Origin of the sequence: Paenibacillus sp. FSL L8-0158 (assembly GCF_038592965.1) — a bacterium.
Taxonomy (GTDB): Bacteria; Bacillota; Bacilli; order Paenibacillales; family Paenibacillaceae; genus Paenibacillus; species Paenibacillus polymyxa_D.
Genome location: NZ_CP151949.1, coordinates 5,024,330 through 5,043,453, shown reverse-complemented (window position 1 = coordinate 5,043,453; position 19,124 = coordinate 5,024,330). Strand labels below are relative to the sequence as shown.

Genomic DNA, 19,124 nt, shown 5'->3' with positions numbered 1-19,124 from the left:
CTTTACGGCGGGCGGCTTCCTGCTTGCGAAGGCGACAGAGTCTTTTAGTAATCTAAGGTATGACTTTATAACCGGTAGTTACCAGAAAACGTAGACACGAAAAAGGAGGAAGAGTCCGAAGTAGCCGTTCCGGGAATGGCCTGCGCGGTTCTTCTAAGAGTGACTAAGTGACATCTAGGTACAAAGCCTATCTATAAAGAATCTCTAAACCGGGAGTGTGTCGATGTGAGAGAGAATACCAACGAGCAATATGGATTAACGCAAGCCCAGCGCCGAATATGGTTCATGGAAATTATGAATCCGGGAACGTCCATCACGATGCTTTCCGCGACCTACCAGATTACGGGCGAGATCAACACACAGCTTCTGGAGCAAGCGGTGGCAGAGATCGTCAAAACCTATGACGTTTTCCGAATCCGCATTAGCGGGGATTTGCAAAATCCAACGCAGTGGTTCGAAGAGCCGGAGAATGTCCAAGCTAGGATAAGCCGCCTTGAAATAGGCACAACCGAACAATTCTATGCTTGGGTGAAAGAAGTAAGCGAAAAACCGGCCAGCGTGTTCGACGAACACCTCTACCAATTTACGATTATCCATTTTGCGAACGGCCAAGTATGGCTCAATTTGACGGTAAATCATATTATCGCCGACGGCTTGTCCGTCAATGCTTTGCTGCATGCGGTGATGGAAAAATACCTGGAACTGCGCAAAGGCATCTCCAGCAGTTACCAGGCCCCTTCCTATCTGGATTATATTTCCGCGGAGCGTGAATATGAGCAATCGCAGCGTTATCAAAAAGGCAAGGAATACTGGCTGACGAAGTACAACACTTTGCCTGAAACGACCGGCATTAAATCGTATCCGCCATTCTCGATCGGCAGCGAATCCAATAAACTGGCCATCACTTTGGACGGTTCCCGGTATGAACGCATTCTGGCCTTCAGCGAACAATATCAGGTCAGCTTATATACGTTATTTCTGTCCGCCATGTACGCCTTATTGTACAAGCTGACCGACAGCACCGATGTTCCGGTCGGCACGGTTTTCGCCAATCGCACCAGCAAGAAGGAAAAAGAAACGATCGGCATGTTCGTCAGCACCGTGGCTACGCGGATTCGTCTGAATCCAGACGGGCACGTGCTTTCCTTGATCCAAACGGTTTCCAAGGAAAATACGGCGGATCTGCGGTATCAAAAATACCCTTATAACCAATTGATCCAGGATTTACGCGAACAACACGGCCGCAACGATCTTTCGGGGCTGTTCCGTACGTCTCTGGAATATCTGCCTTTGAAAATCGTGGAGTACGAAGAAATCAAGGTACGCCTGGAGGCTCACTTCGCTAGGCATGAGATGGACGATTTGCTGCTGCGCTTCGACCATATGCTGAATGAAGGCCATGTAATTCTCCATGCTTCCTATCGTACCGGCCTGTTCGAGACGGCCGAGATTGATCGGATTATGGAACAGTATGTAACCGTTCTGGACCAGTTTCTTCAGACTCCCGAACTGCCGATACGCGAGATTTCTCTGCTGAGCGATGAGGAGAGACACCGCATTCTCAACGTTTTTAACCCGCCGGTGGCAGGGCTGAGCGAGGGAGAAGCGTTTCATCGGTATGTTGAAAAGTTTGCCCGGGAAATTCCGGATCATCCGGCAGTCGTCTACATGGACAAAAAGCTGACCTACGGCGAATTGAACGAACGCGCCGAGCGGCTGGCTTCTCTCCTTCGCGAACAGGGCGTGGGAAGGGAGACGATTACGGGGATCTGGGCGGAGCGTTCGGTGGAACTGCTGGTCGGGGTGCTCGCCGTTTGGAAAGCCGGCGGAGCCTATGTACCGCTGGACCCTGATTATCCGGCGGAGCGGATTGAGTACATGCTCAGCGATAGCGATGCATCGGTGCTGCTTACGCAGCGTCATCTGTTGGAGCGGACCAGAGGTTGGTTGGCCGATGACCGGCTGAAGCTTCAAGCTGTCTATGCCATGGACGATGAACAGATTTATAACGGGGATGCCTTAGCCGTGGAATTTGAATCTGCCGGCAGCGCCCCGCAAGACTTGGCTTATGTGATTTACACCTCGGGTACGACGGGACGCCCGAAAGGCGTCATGATCGAGCACGGTAGTCTCGTGAATACGGCGGATGCGTACCGTCGCGAGTACCAGTTGGATCAGTTTCCGGTGCGGCTGCTGCAGCTGGCCAGCTTCTCGTTTGACGTGTTCGTCGGAGACATCGCGCGGACGCTGTATAACGGAGGCACGATGGTGATTGTGCCGAAGGATGACCGGATTGATCCGAACCTCTTATACGGCTGGATTCGGGACCAAAACATTACGGTATTCGAATCGACGCCTGCGCTCATCCTACCGTTCATGCAGCATATTTATGAAGAAGGGCTGGACGTTAGCTCCATGCAGTTGCTGATTACCAGCTCGGATGCTTGCAGTGTCACCGATTACCGATTGCTGCAGGAAAGATTCGGCGGACAATTCCGCATCATCAACAGCTATGGCGTTACCGAAGCGGCCATTGACAGCAGCTTTTACGGTGAGCCGCTGGATAAGCTGCCGCCGTCGGGTCATGTGCCGATCGGCAAAGCTTGGCTGAACGCCCGGTTTTACATTGTCGATGCCGCGTTAAAGCCGGTTCCTGTAGGGGTTCCGGGCGAGCTTGTCATCGGCGGCGCCGGGGTGGCGCGCGGGTACTGGAACCGTCCGGACCTAACCGCCGAGAAGTTTGCGGACAGCCCGTTTGTACCGGGCGAACGTCTGTACCGGACAGGCGATTTGGCCCGCTGGCTGGAAGACGGCAACGTCGACTTCATCGGCCGGATCGACTATCAGGTGAAAATTCGCGGGTTCCGGATCGAACTCGGCGAAATTGAAACGGCCCTGCTGCGTTTCCCTGGCGTCAAGCAGGCTGTGGTGACCGACCGTACGGATGAGCAGGGGCAAAAGTATTTGTGCGGCTACGTGGCGGCGGATGCTTCCTTGCAGCTGAGCGATCTGCTGTCCCAATTGAAGCAAGAGCTGCCGGCCCATATGGTCCCGGCCCGGCTGGTGTCTCTTGATAAGCTTCCGCTCACGCCGAACGGCAAAATTGACCGTAAAGCGCTGCCTGAACCGACCGGAGAGGTAGAAGCAGGCCGTGAGTATGTGGCTCCTCGCACAACGCTGGAAACAAGACTTGCTCTCATTTGGCAGCAGGTGCTGGGTATTGCGCGAGTTGGAGTCCAAGACGATTTCTTTGACTTGGGTGGTCATTCCTTGCGGGCCTCCACGCTTGTTTCCAAGATTCGGAAAGAGCTGCAAGTCGAGGTTCCGCTGCGGGAAGTTTTCCGCTACACCACGATCGAACAGCTGGCCCAAAGAATCGGCGGTTTAAGGCAGCAGGAGACGTATGAGATTACAAAGGCGGCTGAGGCCGAGTACTATCCGGTTTCATCCGAGCAAAAGCGTCTGTACGTCCTGCGCCAGCTTGACGGGGCCGAGCGCAGCTACAATATGTCGGCGGCGCTTCTTCTCGAAGGCAAGCTGGACCGCACGCGCGTCGAGCACGCGTTCCGGGCGCTGATTCAGCGCCATGAGACGCTGCGTACCGGGATCGAGCAGGTTCAAGGCGAGCTTGTCCAGCGCATCTATGACGAGGTGGAGTTTGCTGTCGATTATTTCCAAGCGAGCGAGCGGGAAGTGGAGCAAGTGGTGGAAGCTTACTATCACCCGTTTGATCTGACCAAGCCGCCACTTCTCCGCATCGGCCTGATCGAAGTCGCCGCGGATCGCCACATTCTGCTGTTCGATATGCACCATATCGTCTCGGACGGCATTTCGACAGCGCTGCTCTTCGACGAGTTCAGCCGCCTGTATCGGGGCGAGGAGCTGGCCCCGCTGCGTATTCAATACAAAGATTATGCCGTTTGGCAGCATTCCGAAGCTTACGGGCAGATGCTCCAGCCGCAGAAGGAGTATTGGCTGGAACAGCTGTCGGGCGAGCTGCCGGTCTTGGAGCTACCGACGGACTTCCCGCGGCCTGCGGTGCAAAGCTTTGACGGCCGAACCGTGAAGTTTTATATCGAGAAAGATCGGACGGAGAAGCTGAAAGAGCTGGCGGCACGGACAGGGACGACCCTGTACATGGTGCTGCTGTCGGCTTACACCATCCTTATGCATAAATATTCGGGTCAGGAAGATCTGATCGTAGGCACGCCGATTGCCGGAAGAACGCAGGAAGAAGTACAGCCGATCGTAGGGATGTTTATCAACACGCTGGCCATTCGCAGCCGTCCGGAGCGTTCCAAGCCGTACCTTTCGTACCTGGAAGAAATCAAGGACATCACACTCGGGGCTTTCGAACACCAAAATTATTTGTTCGAAGACTTGGTGGAAAGTCTTCACATTCCGCGCGCGACCGGCCGGAATCCGCTCTTTGACACGTTCTTCTCCCTACAAAATACGGAGAACGAGCAAATTGTCATCGAGGGGCTGGAGCAATCGTTTTATCCACTGGAAAACCAAACATCCAAGTTCGAGCTGCTCCTGGATATTTCGGAGCTGGACGGTCAGCTCGAATGCCGGTTGGAGTACGCTACGGCTTTGTATAAACAGGAGACCGCGGAGCGGTTCGCCAGACATTATGACAAGCTGCTCGAAACCATCGCAGCAGGGCCGGACGGGGATATTGCCTCGCTGGAAATGCTCACGGAGGAGGAAATCCGCGAGCTGGTGCGCGGTTTCAACGATTCGGAGGCGGACTACCCGCGGCAGCAGACGATTCACGGCTTGTTCGAAGAGCAGGCGGAGCTTTACCCAGACAACGTGGCCGCCGTCATGAACGAGCGGCAGCTGACCTACCGCGAGCTGAACGAGCGATCCAACCGCCTTGCGCGGAAGCTGCGGGAGACGGGAGTAGAAGCGGACCAGCTGGTAGCGATTCTGGCCGAACGCTCGCTCGATATGGTTGTCGGCATTCTGGCGATTCTCAAAGCGGGCGGAGCATACGTGCCTGTCGATCCCGACTACCCGGAGGAGCGCATCCGCTTCATGATCGAGGATTCGGGCGCGCCGTTATTGCTGATTCAAAAGCATCTGCACGAGAAGACCGACTTCGCAGGAACGCGCCTCGAATTGGACGATTTCGTTTGGGGCGACAGAGGGGCGGACTCCGCCGATGCGCTGGACGCTTCGAACTTGGAGCCGATTTCCGGGCCGGGCAACCTGGCTTATGTCATCTACACGTCGGGAACGACCGGCAGACCGAAAGGAACGCTGATCGAGCATAAGAATGTCGTGCGCCTCCTGTTCAACGACAAGAACCTGTTCGACTTCGGGCCGTCCGACACGTGGACGCTGTTCCACTCGTTCTGCTTCGATTTCTCCGTCTGGGAAATGTACGGAGCGCTGCTGTATGGAGGCAAGCTGGTCATCGTACCGCCACTCACGGCGAAAAATCCGGCCGATTTCCTGGCGCTGCTGGGCCGCGAACAGGTCACGATTTTGAACCAGACGCCAACGTACTTCTACCAGCTGCTACGTGAGGTCTTGGCGGACCATCCGTACGATCTGCGGATTCGCAACGTCATCTTCGGGGGCGAAGCGCTCAGTCCGCTGCTGCTCAAGGGCTTCAAGACGAAGTACCCGGAGACGAAGCTGATTAATATGTACGGCATTACCGAGACGACGGTTCACGTTACGTATAAGGAAATCACGTGGGTCGAAATGGAGGCGGCGAAGAGCAATATCGGCAAGCCGATCCCGACGCTGAGCGTGTACGTCCTTGATGAAAACCGCCGCGCTGTGCCGATCGGCGTAGCGGGCGAAATGTACGTGGCCGGGGAAGGCCTTGCGAGAGGATACCTGAACCGCCCGGATCTGACGGCGGAGAAGTTCGTCGATTCCCCGTTTGCGGAGGGGGAGAAACTGTACCGCTCGGGCGACTTGGCGGCTTGGCTGCCGGACGGCAACATCGAATACCTGGGCCGGATCGATCATCAGGTGAAAATCCGCGGCTACCGGATCGAGCTGGACGAAATCGAGACGCAGCTGCTGAACGTCGAGGGCGTGGAAGAAGCGGTGGTGCTCGCCCGTCAGGACGGCGGGGGCGAGAAGGCGCTTGTCGCCTACTTTGTGGCGGACCGGACGCTGACGGCCAGCGAAATGAGAACCTCGCTGGCCCAGGAAATGCCGGGGTACATGATCCCGTCGTACTTCGTGCAGCTGGAGCGCATGCCGCTGACGGCCAACGGCAAAGTAGACCGCAAAGCGCTGCCGGAGCCGCAAGGCAGCTTGCAGACGGGCGTCGAATATGTAGCACCGCGTAACCGGACGGAGTCCCAGCTTGTGAAGATCTGGGAGGAAGTGCTGGGCTACTCCGGCATTGGAGTCCTGGACAATTTCTTCGAGCTCGGAGGCCACTCCTTGCGGGCGACGAACCTTGTCAGCAAGATTCAGAAGGAAATGAACGTCGAACTTCCGCTGCGCGATGTGTTCCGCTATACGACGGTAGAGTCGATGGCCGGGGCTATTGCCAGCTTGGAAGAAACGCGGCACAGCTCAATTCCGAAAGCGGAAGAGAAAGCGTACTATCCGGTTTCCTCCGCGCAAAAAAGGCTGTACGTCCTGCACCAGCTGGATGGCTCGGAGCTGAATTACAACCTCCCAAGCGCCTTGCAGTTGGAAGGGGCTTTGAACGAGGCCAAAGTGGAAAAGGCGCTGACTACTTTGGTGGCCCGGCATGATATGCTGCGCACCGGTTTTGAAATCGTGAATGGGGAGCCGGTTCAGCGTATTCATCCGCTCGTAGCTTTCAAGGTCGAGAAGCTTCAAGCAAGCGAAGATCAGGTTGCAGCCATTCTTGAAGGCTTCATTCAGCCTTTTGACTTGACCCAGCCGCCTTTGCTGCGCGCCCTGCTGATCGAACTGGAGAAAGAGAAATTCCTGCTCGCGCTGGATATTCATCATATTGGTTCCGACGGCCTTTCCATGGACGTGCTGCTGCGCGAATTCGTGCGGCTTTACAATGGGGAAGAATTGCCGGAGCTGCGGATTCAATATAAGGATTACGCCGTTTGGCAGCAATCCGAGGAGCAGCGCCAGCGCATCAAACGGCAGGAGGAATACTGGCGCGGGGTATTCAGCTCCGAGCTTCCGGTTCTTGAGCTGCCTCTCGACTTCTCCCGCCCGGCCGTCCAGCAGTTTGACGGTCAAACGCTCACGTTTACGCTGGATGCGGAGAAAAGCGAAGCTCTCAAACGGCTTGCCGGCGATTCGGGGGCGACGCTGTACATGCTTCTGCTGGCTGCGTACTCCGTATTGCTTCATAAATACGCGGGACAGGAAGATATAGTGGTCGGCACTCCGATTGCCGCCCGTTCTCACGCCGACCTGCAGCCGATTATCGGCATGTTCGTCAATACGCTGGCCCTTCGCTTGGGTCCGGCGGCGGAGCGGACGTTCCTGGATTACTTGCAGGAAGTGAAGGAAACGACGCTTGGAGCCTACGAGCACCAGGACTATCCGTTCGAGGAGCTGGTGGAAGCTCTTCAGGTGAGCCGGGATTTAAGCCGGAATCCTCTGTTTGACACCATGTTTTCTTTGCAAAAACACGAAAGCTTGGATTTAACCATGGAAGGCTTGCAATGGTCGCTGTTCGACATCGAGGAAAAGACGGCAAAGTTTGATCTTAGCCTTGATATCGTGGAAGCCGATAACGAGCTGGTTTGCAAGATCGAGTACGCTACCTCGTTGTTTAGACAGGAAACGATGGTACGGCTGGCGGGTCATTACGAGCAGCTATTGGCGTCGATCCTGGCTCAGCCGGGTGCGCGGATTTCGGATTTGGATATCTTGACGGACAGCGAAAAGCATGATTTGCTGGTCGGGTTTGACGTGTCGTCTTCGGCTCTTGCGAAGCAACCCGCCGCAGAGGGTACAGGTTTGGAAGCGGATGAGTCGTGGGGAGAGAGAACGTTCCACGAGCTGTTCGAGGAGCAGGCGGAGCGCACTCCGGGAGCGCTGGCGGTTGTCTACGAAGACAGCAAGCTGACGTATGCGGAGCTGAACGCCAAAGCGAATCGTCTGGCGTATGCACTGCGGGCGCGCGGGGTGAAGCCGGAGCAGGTGGTCGGCATTCTGGCCGGCCGTTCGGCGGAGCTGTTGATCGGGGTGCTCGCCGTATGGAAAGCGGGCGGCGCTTATGTGCCGCTCGACCCGGACTATCCGGCGGAGCGGATCGAGTATATGCTCGCGGACAGCGGGGCGTCGGTGCTGCTCACACAGACCCGCCTGCTGGAGCAGGCGGAAGCTTGGCGCAGCGACGGAGCTCTAGTGCTGCAAACGGTGCTTGCGCTTGACGACGCCGCGACGTACAGCCTCGGAGCGGCTGTGGGCGAAGCAGGCGCAGAGGCGGAGGCTTTGGCGCAAGCGGAAATGGCTTCTGCCGAAACGTCCGCCACGGCAGAAGCCGAGAAGAACGTACTAGCGGCGGATCTCGCATCGAATCCGGCGAATGTGAACAAGCCGCGCGATTTGGCTTACGTCATCTACACCTCCGGTACGACGGGCAAGCCGAAGGGCGTGATGATCGAGCACCGCAGCCTGGTGAACACGGCGGCGGGCTACCGGCGGGAATACCGCCTGGATCAGTTCCCGATCCGGTTGCTGCAGCTCGCCAGCTTCTCGTTCGACGTGTTCGTCGGCGACATTGCGCGGACGCTGTACAACGGCGGCACCATGGTCATCGTGCCGAAGGACGACCGGATTGATCCAACCCGCCTCTACGGCTGGATTCGCGACTACGCCGTGACGGTGTTCGAATCGACGCCGGCGCTGATCGTGCCGTTCATGGAGCATGTGCATGCCGAGGGTCTGGACCTCAGCTCGATGCAGTTGCTGATCACAAGCTCGGATGCGTGCAGCGTAGCGGATTACCGCACCTTGCAGGAGCGCTTCTGCTCGCAGTTCCGTATTATTAACAGCTACGGCGTAACGGAAGCGGCGATTGACTCCAGCTTCTATGACGAGCCGCTGGAGAAGCTGCCGAAGACGGGCAGCGTGCCGATCGGGAAAGCGTGGCTGAACGCCAAGTTCTACATCGTGGATGCGAATCTGAAGCCGGTGCCGATCGGGGTGTTGGGCGAGCTGGTTATCGGCGGAGCGGGTGTGGCCCGCGGTTACTTGAACCGCCCGGATTTGACGGCGGAGAAATTCGTAGACAGCCCGTTCGCCGCTGGGGAGCGGCTGTACCGGACGGGCGACCTGGCGCGCTGGATGCCGGACGGCAACGTGGACTTCATCGGCCGAATCGACAACCAGGTGAAAATTCGCGGCTATCGGATCGAGCTTGGTGAAATTGAAGCGGCCATGAAAAATTTTGCCGGCGTGCGTCAAGCGCTTGTCATCGACCGGACGGACGAGCGGGGGCAGAAATATTTGTGCGGGTATGTCGTAGCGGATTCCAGCTTCGATCTGGAAGGGCTTGTGGCCCATCTGGACGCCGCGCTGCCTTCCCATATGGTGCCTTCGCGCATCATGCGCCTGGATCAAATGCCGCTTACGCCGAACGGGAAGATCGACCGTAAAGCGCTGCCTGTACCGGAAGGAAGCATTCGTGCCGAGGCTGCATACACGGCGCCTCGTACTCCTGCCGAGCAAGCACTTGCGTCGGTCTGGCAGTCGGTGCTGGGCGTGGATCAGGTCGGCACGATGGACAATTTCTTTGCGCTCGGCGGCGATTCGATCAAGGCCTTGCAGGTATCGTCCCGTCTTTTGCAAACGGGGTACAAGCTGGTCATGAAAGATTTGTTCCATTACCCGACGATTTCCGCCCTTAGTTTGCAGCTGCAAACGGCGGAGAGAACGGCAAGCCAGGCCGAAGTGACGGGAGAGGTCATCTTGACCCCGATTCAGCGCTGGTTCTTTGAACAAAATCCGGCCGACGTGCATCACAGCAACCAGGCGTTCATGCAGTTCTCCAAGCAAGGCTTTGACGAAGAAGCTTTACGCCAAGCGGTGCGTCAGCTTGTCGTGCATCACGATGCTCTCCGTACGGTTTACCGCCAAACCGAGAACGGCTATACCGCCTGGAACCGCGGCGCCGGGGAGAACGAAGCGCTGTTCGATCTGGAAGTTGTCGATTTCAAGGGAGTCGGCGACGTGAAAGAAGCGGTAGAGGCTAAGGCGAATGACATTCAAGCGAGCATCGATCTGGAAAACGGTCCGCTGGTGAAGCTCGGCTTGTTCCGCTGCGACGACGGCGACCACCTGCTCATCGCGATCCATCACTTGGTTGTAGACGGCGTATCCTGGCGGATTCTGCTTGAGGATTTTGCTGCCGGCTATGAGCAGGCGTTGCAAGGGCAGCCGATCCGTCTGCCGCTCAAAACGGATTCATTCCAAACGTGGGCGAAACAGCTCGCTGATTATGCGAATGGTCCGGCGATGGAAAGCGAAAGAGAGTATTGGCAGCATATCGAGCAATTGACCTATGAGCCGCTTCCGAAAGATTTTGAACAAGGCAGATCCAAGCTGAAGGACAGCGGGCTCGTGACCGTTCGCTGGACGGCGGAGGAAACCGAACAGCTGCTGAAGCAGGCACACCGTGCTTACCATACGGAAATGAACGATTTGCTGCTTGCCGCGCTTGGCCTCGCGGTACAAGCTTGGAGCGGCCGGGAACGCGTGCTGGTGAATCTCGAAGGCCACGGCCGGGAAGATATTTTGCCGGATGTGGACATTACGCGCACGGTAGGCTGGTTTACAAGCCAATTCCCTGTCGTTCTGGAGCCGGGGCACGCCCAGGCGCTCGGTCATCAGGTGAAACAGGTTAAAGAAAGCTTGCGCCGCATTCCGAACAAAGGAATCGGCTACGGCATCCTGCGTTATTTGTCGGCGCCGCGTGACGGCGAGCGCTTCGCTTTGGAGCCGGAGATCAGCTTTAACTATTTGGGACAGTTCGACCAGGATTACGAAAGCAGCGGCTCGAGGCCGTCTCCGTTCAGCCCGGGCTCCGATTCAAGCCCGAATGCAGTGATGGATTATGTTCTCGATATCAACGGTATGGTGTCGGAAGGAGTGCAGGAACTCACGATCCGTTATGGGGAAACCCAGTATAAACGGGAAACGGTAGAGCGCCTGGGCACCCTGCTTCATTCGAGCTTGCGTGAAGTCATCAGCCATTGCATATCGAAAGAGCGGCCGGAGCTTACGCCTAGCGACGTACTGCTTCAAGATGTGACGTTGGAGGAACTGGAGCGGCTGGCCGAACATACGGCGGCGCTCGGCGAACTGGAGAATGTATACACCATGACTCCGCTGCAAAAAGGGATGTTGTTCCACAGCCTGCTGGATGCCGATTCGGAAGCTTACTTCGAACAGGTGACCTTCGATCTGTACGGAAGCCTGAATGTCGAAGCCTTCACCCAAGGATTGGATACGCTGGTGCAGCGGAATGAGACGCTGCGGACCAACTTTATTACCGGCTGGAGAGACGAGCCGATTCAAGTGGTATTCCGCGAGCGGAAGTGTGAAGTGTACTTCGAAGATATCCGCTCGGTAAGCGATGAAGACCCGGAGAAGACGATAGCCGATTTCGTTAGCGCGGATAAAGCGAACAAGTTCGATTTGGCCCGAGGCTCTCTTATGCGCGTGACAGTTTTGCGCACGGGCGACGAGTCCTACCATGTGATCTGGAGTCACCATCACATTTTGATGGACGGCTGGTGCATGTCCTTCATGATCAAGGAAGTGTTCGACACCTACTTCGCGTTCCAGGAGAAGCGGACGCTGGAGCTTCCTCCGGTTACCTCGTACTCCCGGTATATCGAATGGCTGGAAGCTCAAGATGCCGCGAAAGCTTCGCGTTACTGGTCCGAGTATTTGGCGGGTTACGATCAGCAGACCAAGCTGCCCCAGGAGAAACCGCAGCTGAAGCAGGGCGCTTTTGAAGCGGCTGAAATCGATGTGGAACTCAGCAAGGAACTGACCGGGCAAATCGAGCGGGTGGCGCGCCAGCAGCAGGTGACGCTCAATACGTTCATGCAGACCGTATGGGGACTGGTTCTGCAGGTATACAACAACAGCGAGGATGTCGTATTCGGCTCCGTCGTATCCGGGCGTCCGGCGGAAATTCCGGGCATCGAAAGCATGATCGGCCTGTTTATTAATACGATCCCGGTCCGTATTCAAGGCAAAGCCGAGGAGACGGTAGCCGATATCTTGAGAAAAACCCAGGGTCAAGCGCTGGTATCGGGAGCTTACGAAACGTTCCCGTTGTTCGAAATTCAGTCGCTGAGCGAGCAAAAGCGCGACTTGATCAACCATATCATGGTCTTTGAAAATTATCCGATGGAAGAACAGATTGAGCAGGTCGTCGGAGGAGACAAAGAAGCGCTGAAAATCGCTAATATCCAGTCGCCGGAGCAAACGAACTACGACCTGGACATTACCGTCATTCCGGAAGAGCATATTTTGCTGCGGTTTACGTACAATGCGCTGACGTTCAGAGAGGAAGACATCAGGCTGATCCACGGTCATTTTGCCCGGGCACTGGAGAAGGTTGCGGCTAACCCGAACATCCGCGTGAATCAGTTGGAGCTTTTGACGGCGGCGGAAAAAGAGCAAATTCTTGGCGCGTTTAACCCGGCGCAGCCGGAAGCGGCTCCTGCGGCCGCATTCCACCGGCTGTTCGAGGAACAGGCGGAGCGCACGCCGGAAGAGGCGGCCGTCGTGTACGAGAACGACCGGCTGACGTATGCGGAGCTGAACGAGCGGGCGAACCGCTTGGCGGCCACGCTGCGCGCAAGCGGCATCGGGCGGGAGACGATCGTCGGCATTCTCGCCGAGCGTTCGGTGGACTTGCTGGTGGCCGTGCTGGCCGTCTGGAAAGCGGGCGGGGCGTATGTGCCGCTCGACCCGGATTATCCGGCGGAGCGCGTGCGGTTCATGCTTGAAGACAGCGGAGCGAAGGTACTGCTGACGCAAACACCGCTGCGAGAGCGCGCCGAAGCCTGGCTCGGCGAAGAGGAGCTGGCGCTGACGGCGGTGCTGTACCTCGACGACGAAACTTCGTACAGCGAGGAGCGGACGAATGCCGACAGCTTCCATGAAGCCCGTCCAGAGGATCTGGCGTACGTGATCTATACGTCGGGAACGACGGGCAAGCCGAAGGGCGTGATGATCGAGCACCGCAGCCTGGTGAACACGGCGGCGGGCTACCGGAGGGAATACCGGTTGGATCAGTTCCCGGTGCGGCTGCTGCAGCTCGCAAGCTTCTCGTTCGACGTGTTCGTGGGAGATATCGCGCGGACGCTGTACAACGGAGGCACGATGGTGATTGTGCCGAAGGACGACCGGATCGATCCGTCTCGTCTGCACCACTGGATTGAGCGGGAGCGGGTCACAATTTTCGAATCGACGCCGGCGCTGATCGTGCCGTTCCTGGAGTACGTGCACGATCAGCAACTGGATATGAGCCGGTTGGAGCTGTTGATCACGAGCTCGGACAGCTGCAGCGTGGCGGATTACCGGACCTTGCAGGAACGCTTCGGCTCGTTGTTCCGGATCATCAACGCATACGGCGTGACGGAAGCGGCGATCGACTCAAGCTTCTACGACGAGGAGCTGGCTAAGCTGCCGCAGACAGGCCATGTGCCGATCGGCAAAGCGTGGCTGAATGCGAAATTCTACATCGTGGACGCGCATCTGAACCCGGTGCCGGTCGGGGTGCTGGGCGAGCTGGTTATCGGCGGAGTTGGGGTAGCGCGCGGGTACTTGAACCGTCCGGAGCTGACAGAAGAGAAGTTCGTAGACAGCCCGTTCGCCGCGGGCGAGCGGCTGTACCGCACGGGAGACTTGGCGCGGTGGATGGAGGACGGGAACGTGGACTTCATCGGCCGGATCGACAACCAGGCGAAAATCCGGGGGTACCGGATTGAGACGGGCGAAGTCGAAGCGAAGCTGCTGAGTGTAGGTGGCGTGAAGGAAGCGGTCGTCGTCGTCAGGGAAGATCAAGAAGGTCAGAAAGCTTTGTGCGCTTATTATACAGCGGAAGAAGGCTTGACGGCGGCGGACCTGAAGCGGGCGATTGCCAGCGAGCTGCCGGGTTACATGATCCCGTCGTACTTCGTGGAGCTGGAGCGCCTGCCTCTGACGCCGAACGGAAAGATCGACCGGAAGGCGCTGCCGGCACCGGAAGGGGGAGCAGGCGGAGGCCGCGAATACGTGGCGCCGCGCACCGAACTTGAGGCGAAGCTGGCCGCCATTTGGCAGGATGTGCTTGTTCGGGAGAAGGCGGTAGGCGTAACGGACAACTTTTTCGACCTCGGCGGACACTCCCTGCGGGCGACGACGCTTGTCAGCAAAATGCATAAGGAGCTAGGCGTTGAATTCCCGCTTCGCGACGTATTCCGCTACTCGACGGTTGAGGAAATGGCCGCGGCTATGGAGCGGCTGGAGATCGGCTCGTTCACGGCTATTCCGGCTGCGGAACCTAGCGAGTATTATCCGCTCTCTTCCGCTCAGAAACGTCTCTATATCTTGAACCAGCTGGAAGGAGCCGAGCTGAGCTACAACATACCGGGAGCTATGCTGCTCGAAGGGGAGCTCGACCGGCAGCGGTTTGAAGAAGCGTTCCGCGGGCTCGTAGCTCGTCATGAAACGCTGCGTACCGGCTTTGAGATGGTAAAAGGCGAAGCGGTTCAGCGGATTTACGAAGAAGCCGCCTTCCAGGTGGAATATGTGCAGATCAGCGGGGAGCAGGCGGAAGAAACGGTGCGTCAATTCGTTCGTCCGTTTGATCTAGCGAAGCCGCCACTTCTACGGGTAGGCCTTGCCGAACTGGCGCCGGACCGGCACATTCTAATGTTCGATACGCATCATATCGTATCTGACGGCGTTTCGATTGACGTACTGATCGAAGAGTTCGTCCGCTTGTACAGCGGGGAGCAGTTGGAGCCGCTCCGCATTCAGTACAAAGATTATGCGGTATGGCAGCAATCGGACGAGCAGAAAGCTCAGCTTGCCAAGCAGGAAGCCTACTGGCTCGACATGTTCCGCGGAGAGCTGCCGGTTTTGGAATTGCCGACGGACTATCCGCGCCCGGCTATGCAGAGCTACGAGGGCCGCACGCTGCAATTGTTTATGCATAGCGAGAAAAGCGAGGGTCTGAAACGGCTTGCAGCCGAGAACGGCGCAACGCTTTACATGGTTCTGCTTGCTGGTTATACAATATTATTGCATAAATATACAGGGCAAGAAGACGTGGTGGTCGGTACGCCGATTGCGGGAAGAAATCACAGCGACGTTCAGCCGCTGATCGGGATGTTCGTCAATACCCTGGCCATCCGCAGTTATCCGGCTGCCGGTAAGACGTTCCTTGACTACTTGAAGGAAATCAAGGAGACGACACTGGGCGCTTTTGAACATCAGAATTATCCGTTTGAGGAACTGGTGGATAAGGTGAACGTGGCTCGCGATTTATGCCGCAATCCGCTGTTCGATACGATGTTTGCTTTGCAGAATACAGAGAATTTGGAAATCCAGCTTCCCGGACTCCATTTGTCGACGTATGCCAGCGAAGAAATTGTTTCTAAATTCGATCTCAGCTTGGACGTCACGGAGATCGAGGAAGGCTTGGAATATCTGTTTGAATACGCCACTGCTCTTTATAAAACCGAAACGGTGGAGAAATTGGCCGCTCACTACTTGCAGCTGCTTGAATCCATTCTCCGCAACCCGTCGGCGACTATTGCCGAGCTGGGCATTTTGACACCGGCGGAAAAAGAGCAAATTCTCGGCGCGTTCAACCCGGCGCAGCCGGAAGCGGCTCCTGCGGCCGCGTTCCACCGGCTGTTTGAGGAACAGGCGGAACGCACGCCGGAAGAGGCGGCCGTCGTGTACGAGAACGACCGGCTGACGTATGCGGAGCTGAACGAGCGGGCGAACCGCTTGGCGGCCACGCTGCGCGCAAGCGGCATCGGCCGGGAGACGATCGTCGGCATTCTCGCCGAGCGTTCGGTGGACTTGCTGGTGGCCGTGCTGGCCGTCTGGAAAGCGGGCGGGGCGTATGTGCCGCTCGACCCGGATTATCCGGCGGACCGCGTGCGGTTCATGCTTGAAGACAGCGGAGCGAAGGTACTGCTGACGCAAACGGCGCTGCGAGAGCGTGCCGAAGCCTGGCTCGGCGAAGAGGAGCTGGCGCTGGCGGCGGTGCTGTACCTCGACGACGAAGCGTCGTACAGCGAGGAGCGGGCGAATGCGCCGATTGGCTCCGGCATGGTCTCCGGCAAGCTGACGGATGCTGTGGACGACGGCGATGAGAGCCATCAGAATGTTGGCACCGACAGCTTCCATGAAGCCCGTCCGAAGGATCTGGCGTACGTGATCTATACGTCGGGAACGACGGGCAAGCCGAAGGGCGTGATGATCGAGCACCGCAGCCTGGTGAACACGGCGGCGGGCTACCGGAGGGAATACCGGTTGGATCAGTTCCCGGTGCGGCTGCTGCAGCTCGCAAGCTTCTCGTTCGACGTGTTCGTGGGAGATATCGCGCGGACGCTGTACAACGGAGGCACGATGGTGATTGTGCCGAAGGACGACCGGATCGATCCGTCTCGTCTGCACTACTGGATTGAGCGGGAGCGGGTCACCATCTTCGAATCGACGCCGGCGCTGATCGTGCCGTTCCTGGAGTACGTGCACGATCAGCAACTGGATATGAGCCCGTTGGAGCTGTTGATCACGAGCTCGGACAGCTGCAGCGTGGCGGATTACCGGACCTTGCAGGAACGCTTCGGCTCGTTGTTCCGGATCATCAACGCATACGGCGTGACGGAAGCGGCGATCGACTCAAGCTTCTACGACGAGCCGCTGACGAAGCTGCCGCAGACAGGCCATGTGCCGATCGGCAAAGCGTGGCTGAATGCGAAATTCTACATCGTGGATGCGCATCTGAATCCGGTGCCGGTCGGGGTGCTGGGCGAGCTGGTCATCGGCGGAGTCGGAGTGGCGCGCGGGTACTTGAACCGTCCGGAGCTGACGGAAGAGAAGTTTGTAGACAGTCCGTTCGCCGCGGGCGAGCGGCTGTACCGCACGGGAGACTTGGCGCGGTGGATGGAGGACGGGAACGTGGACTTCATCGGCCGGATCGACAACCAGGCGAAAATCCGGGGCTACCGGATTGAGACGGGCGAGATCGAGTCGCAGCTGCTGCGGGTGGAAGGCGTGCGCGAAGCGGTGGTGCTGGTTCGAAGTGACGCGAACGGGCAGAAAGCGCTGTGCGCGTACTACACAACGGATGGCGAACTGACGGCGGCAGACCTGAAACGGGCGATCTCCAGCGAGCTGCCGGGTTACATGATCCCGTCGTATTTCGTCGAGCTGGAGCGCCTGCCTCTGACGCCGAACGGGAAAATCGACCGGAAGGCGCTGCCGGCGCCGGAAGGGGGAGCAAGCGCAGGCCGCGAATACGTGGCGCCGCGCACCGAACTGGAGGCGAAACTGGTCGCCATCTGGCAGGACGTGCTCGGGCCGGTCACGATTGGCGTGACGGACAACTTCTTCGACCTCGGCGGGCACTCCATGCGGGCGACGACGCTGGTCAGCAAGGTGCACAAGGAGCTGAGCGTGGACCTGCCGCTGCGCGATGTGTTCCGGCACTCGAACATCGAAGCGATGGCCGAAGCGATCAGCCAATTGGAGCGGCAGGAACACCTCTCCATTCCGGTTCTGGATAAGAGGGATTACTATCCGCTTTCCTCCGTGCAAAAACGGCTGTACATCCAGCAGCAGATGGAAGGCGCCGAGCTTAGCTACAACATGTCCGGCATGACGGTTCTCGTCGGGCGCTTGGAACGGAATCAATTCGAGGCGGCGCTCAAAGGATTGATAGCTCGTCACGAAATTTTGCGAACCGGCTTCGAAATGGTCGACGGCGAACCGGTACAACGAATTTATCCGGACTTGAAGTTTGCCGTCGAGTATACGAAAGCGACGGAAAGTGAAACGAAGAGCATCGTAGACGGCTTTGTGCGCGTCTTTGATTTGGAGCGGCCGCCGCTGCTGCGTGTGGGCTTAGTCGAATGGGAAGCGGAACGGCATCTGCTCATGCTGGACATTCATCATATCGTCACGGATGGCATGTCGATGGGCATCTTCGTCGAAGAGCTGCTGCGCCTGTATAACGGCGAGACTCTGGAACCGCTTCGGATTCAATACAAGGAATTCGCCGCTTGGCAGCAGTCCGAACCTGTAAAAGAGCGGCTGAAACGTCAGGAAGCCTACTGGCTGGACGTGCTGGAAGGCGAACTGCCGACGCTTGAACTGCCTACGGACTTTGTCAGACCTGCTGCTCGCAGCTTTGAGGGAGATGTGCTGCCTTTCAGCATCGACAAGCAGATGACCGACAGCTTGCAGCGCATCGCCGATGAGAACGGTGCCACCCTTTATATGGTGTTATTGGCGGCCTATTCAATCCTGCTCAGCAAGTACTCGGGACAAGAAGACTTCATTGTAGGCACGCCGGTTTCGGGCCGCACACATGCCGACCTGGAGCCGCTCATCGGAATGTTTGTCAACACTTTGGCGATTCGCCATTATCCGTCCGGGGAAAAGACGTTCCTCGCTTACTTGAACGAAGTCAAAGAAACGATGCTGGGGGCCTACGACCACCAGGATTATCCGTTCGAGGAGCTTGTGAAAAAGCTGCAGGCGCCGCGAGATCAAAGCCGCAATCCTGTATTCGATGTCATGTTTGTTCTGGAAACCAAGGAAGATAACGTTCAAAGCTTCGGGGATATCAAGATCGAATCTTATCCGGAAACTCATACGGTTTCCCAATTTGATCTTACCTTGGTCATTTCGTTGCTGGATGATGGAATGAACGGGCAGTTTGAATATGCCACCAAGTTGTTTACGCGCAATCTGATCGACAATTTCGCTCAGGACCTGCTCGTGATCATCACCCAAATTTGCGAACAGCCTTCGGTGCTGTTGAAGGATATTTCCCTGAACGGGCAATCCGAACAGGAGCAAGATGTGCTAGAGGCCATTGATATTATTTTCTAATCCCTTACCCGGTTTGGGTGTATGCCGTATTTCTCTCGGTACGCATCCTGCCGGGTGTTTTTTTT

1 protein-coding gene is annotated in these 19,124 nt (G+C 57.3%); it reads left to right on the top strand.

Annotation, left to right across the window (positions count from 1 at the left end; translation table 11 throughout):
* Positions 1 to 225: 225 nt before the first annotated feature.
* Entirely contained in the window at positions 226 to 19,059 is an 18,834-nt protein-coding gene (locus NSQ68_RS22325; RefSeq protein WP_342427218.1) for a non-ribosomal peptide synthase/polyketide synthase, read from the top strand.
* The last annotated feature ends 65 nt before the right edge of the window (positions 19,060 to 19,124 follow it).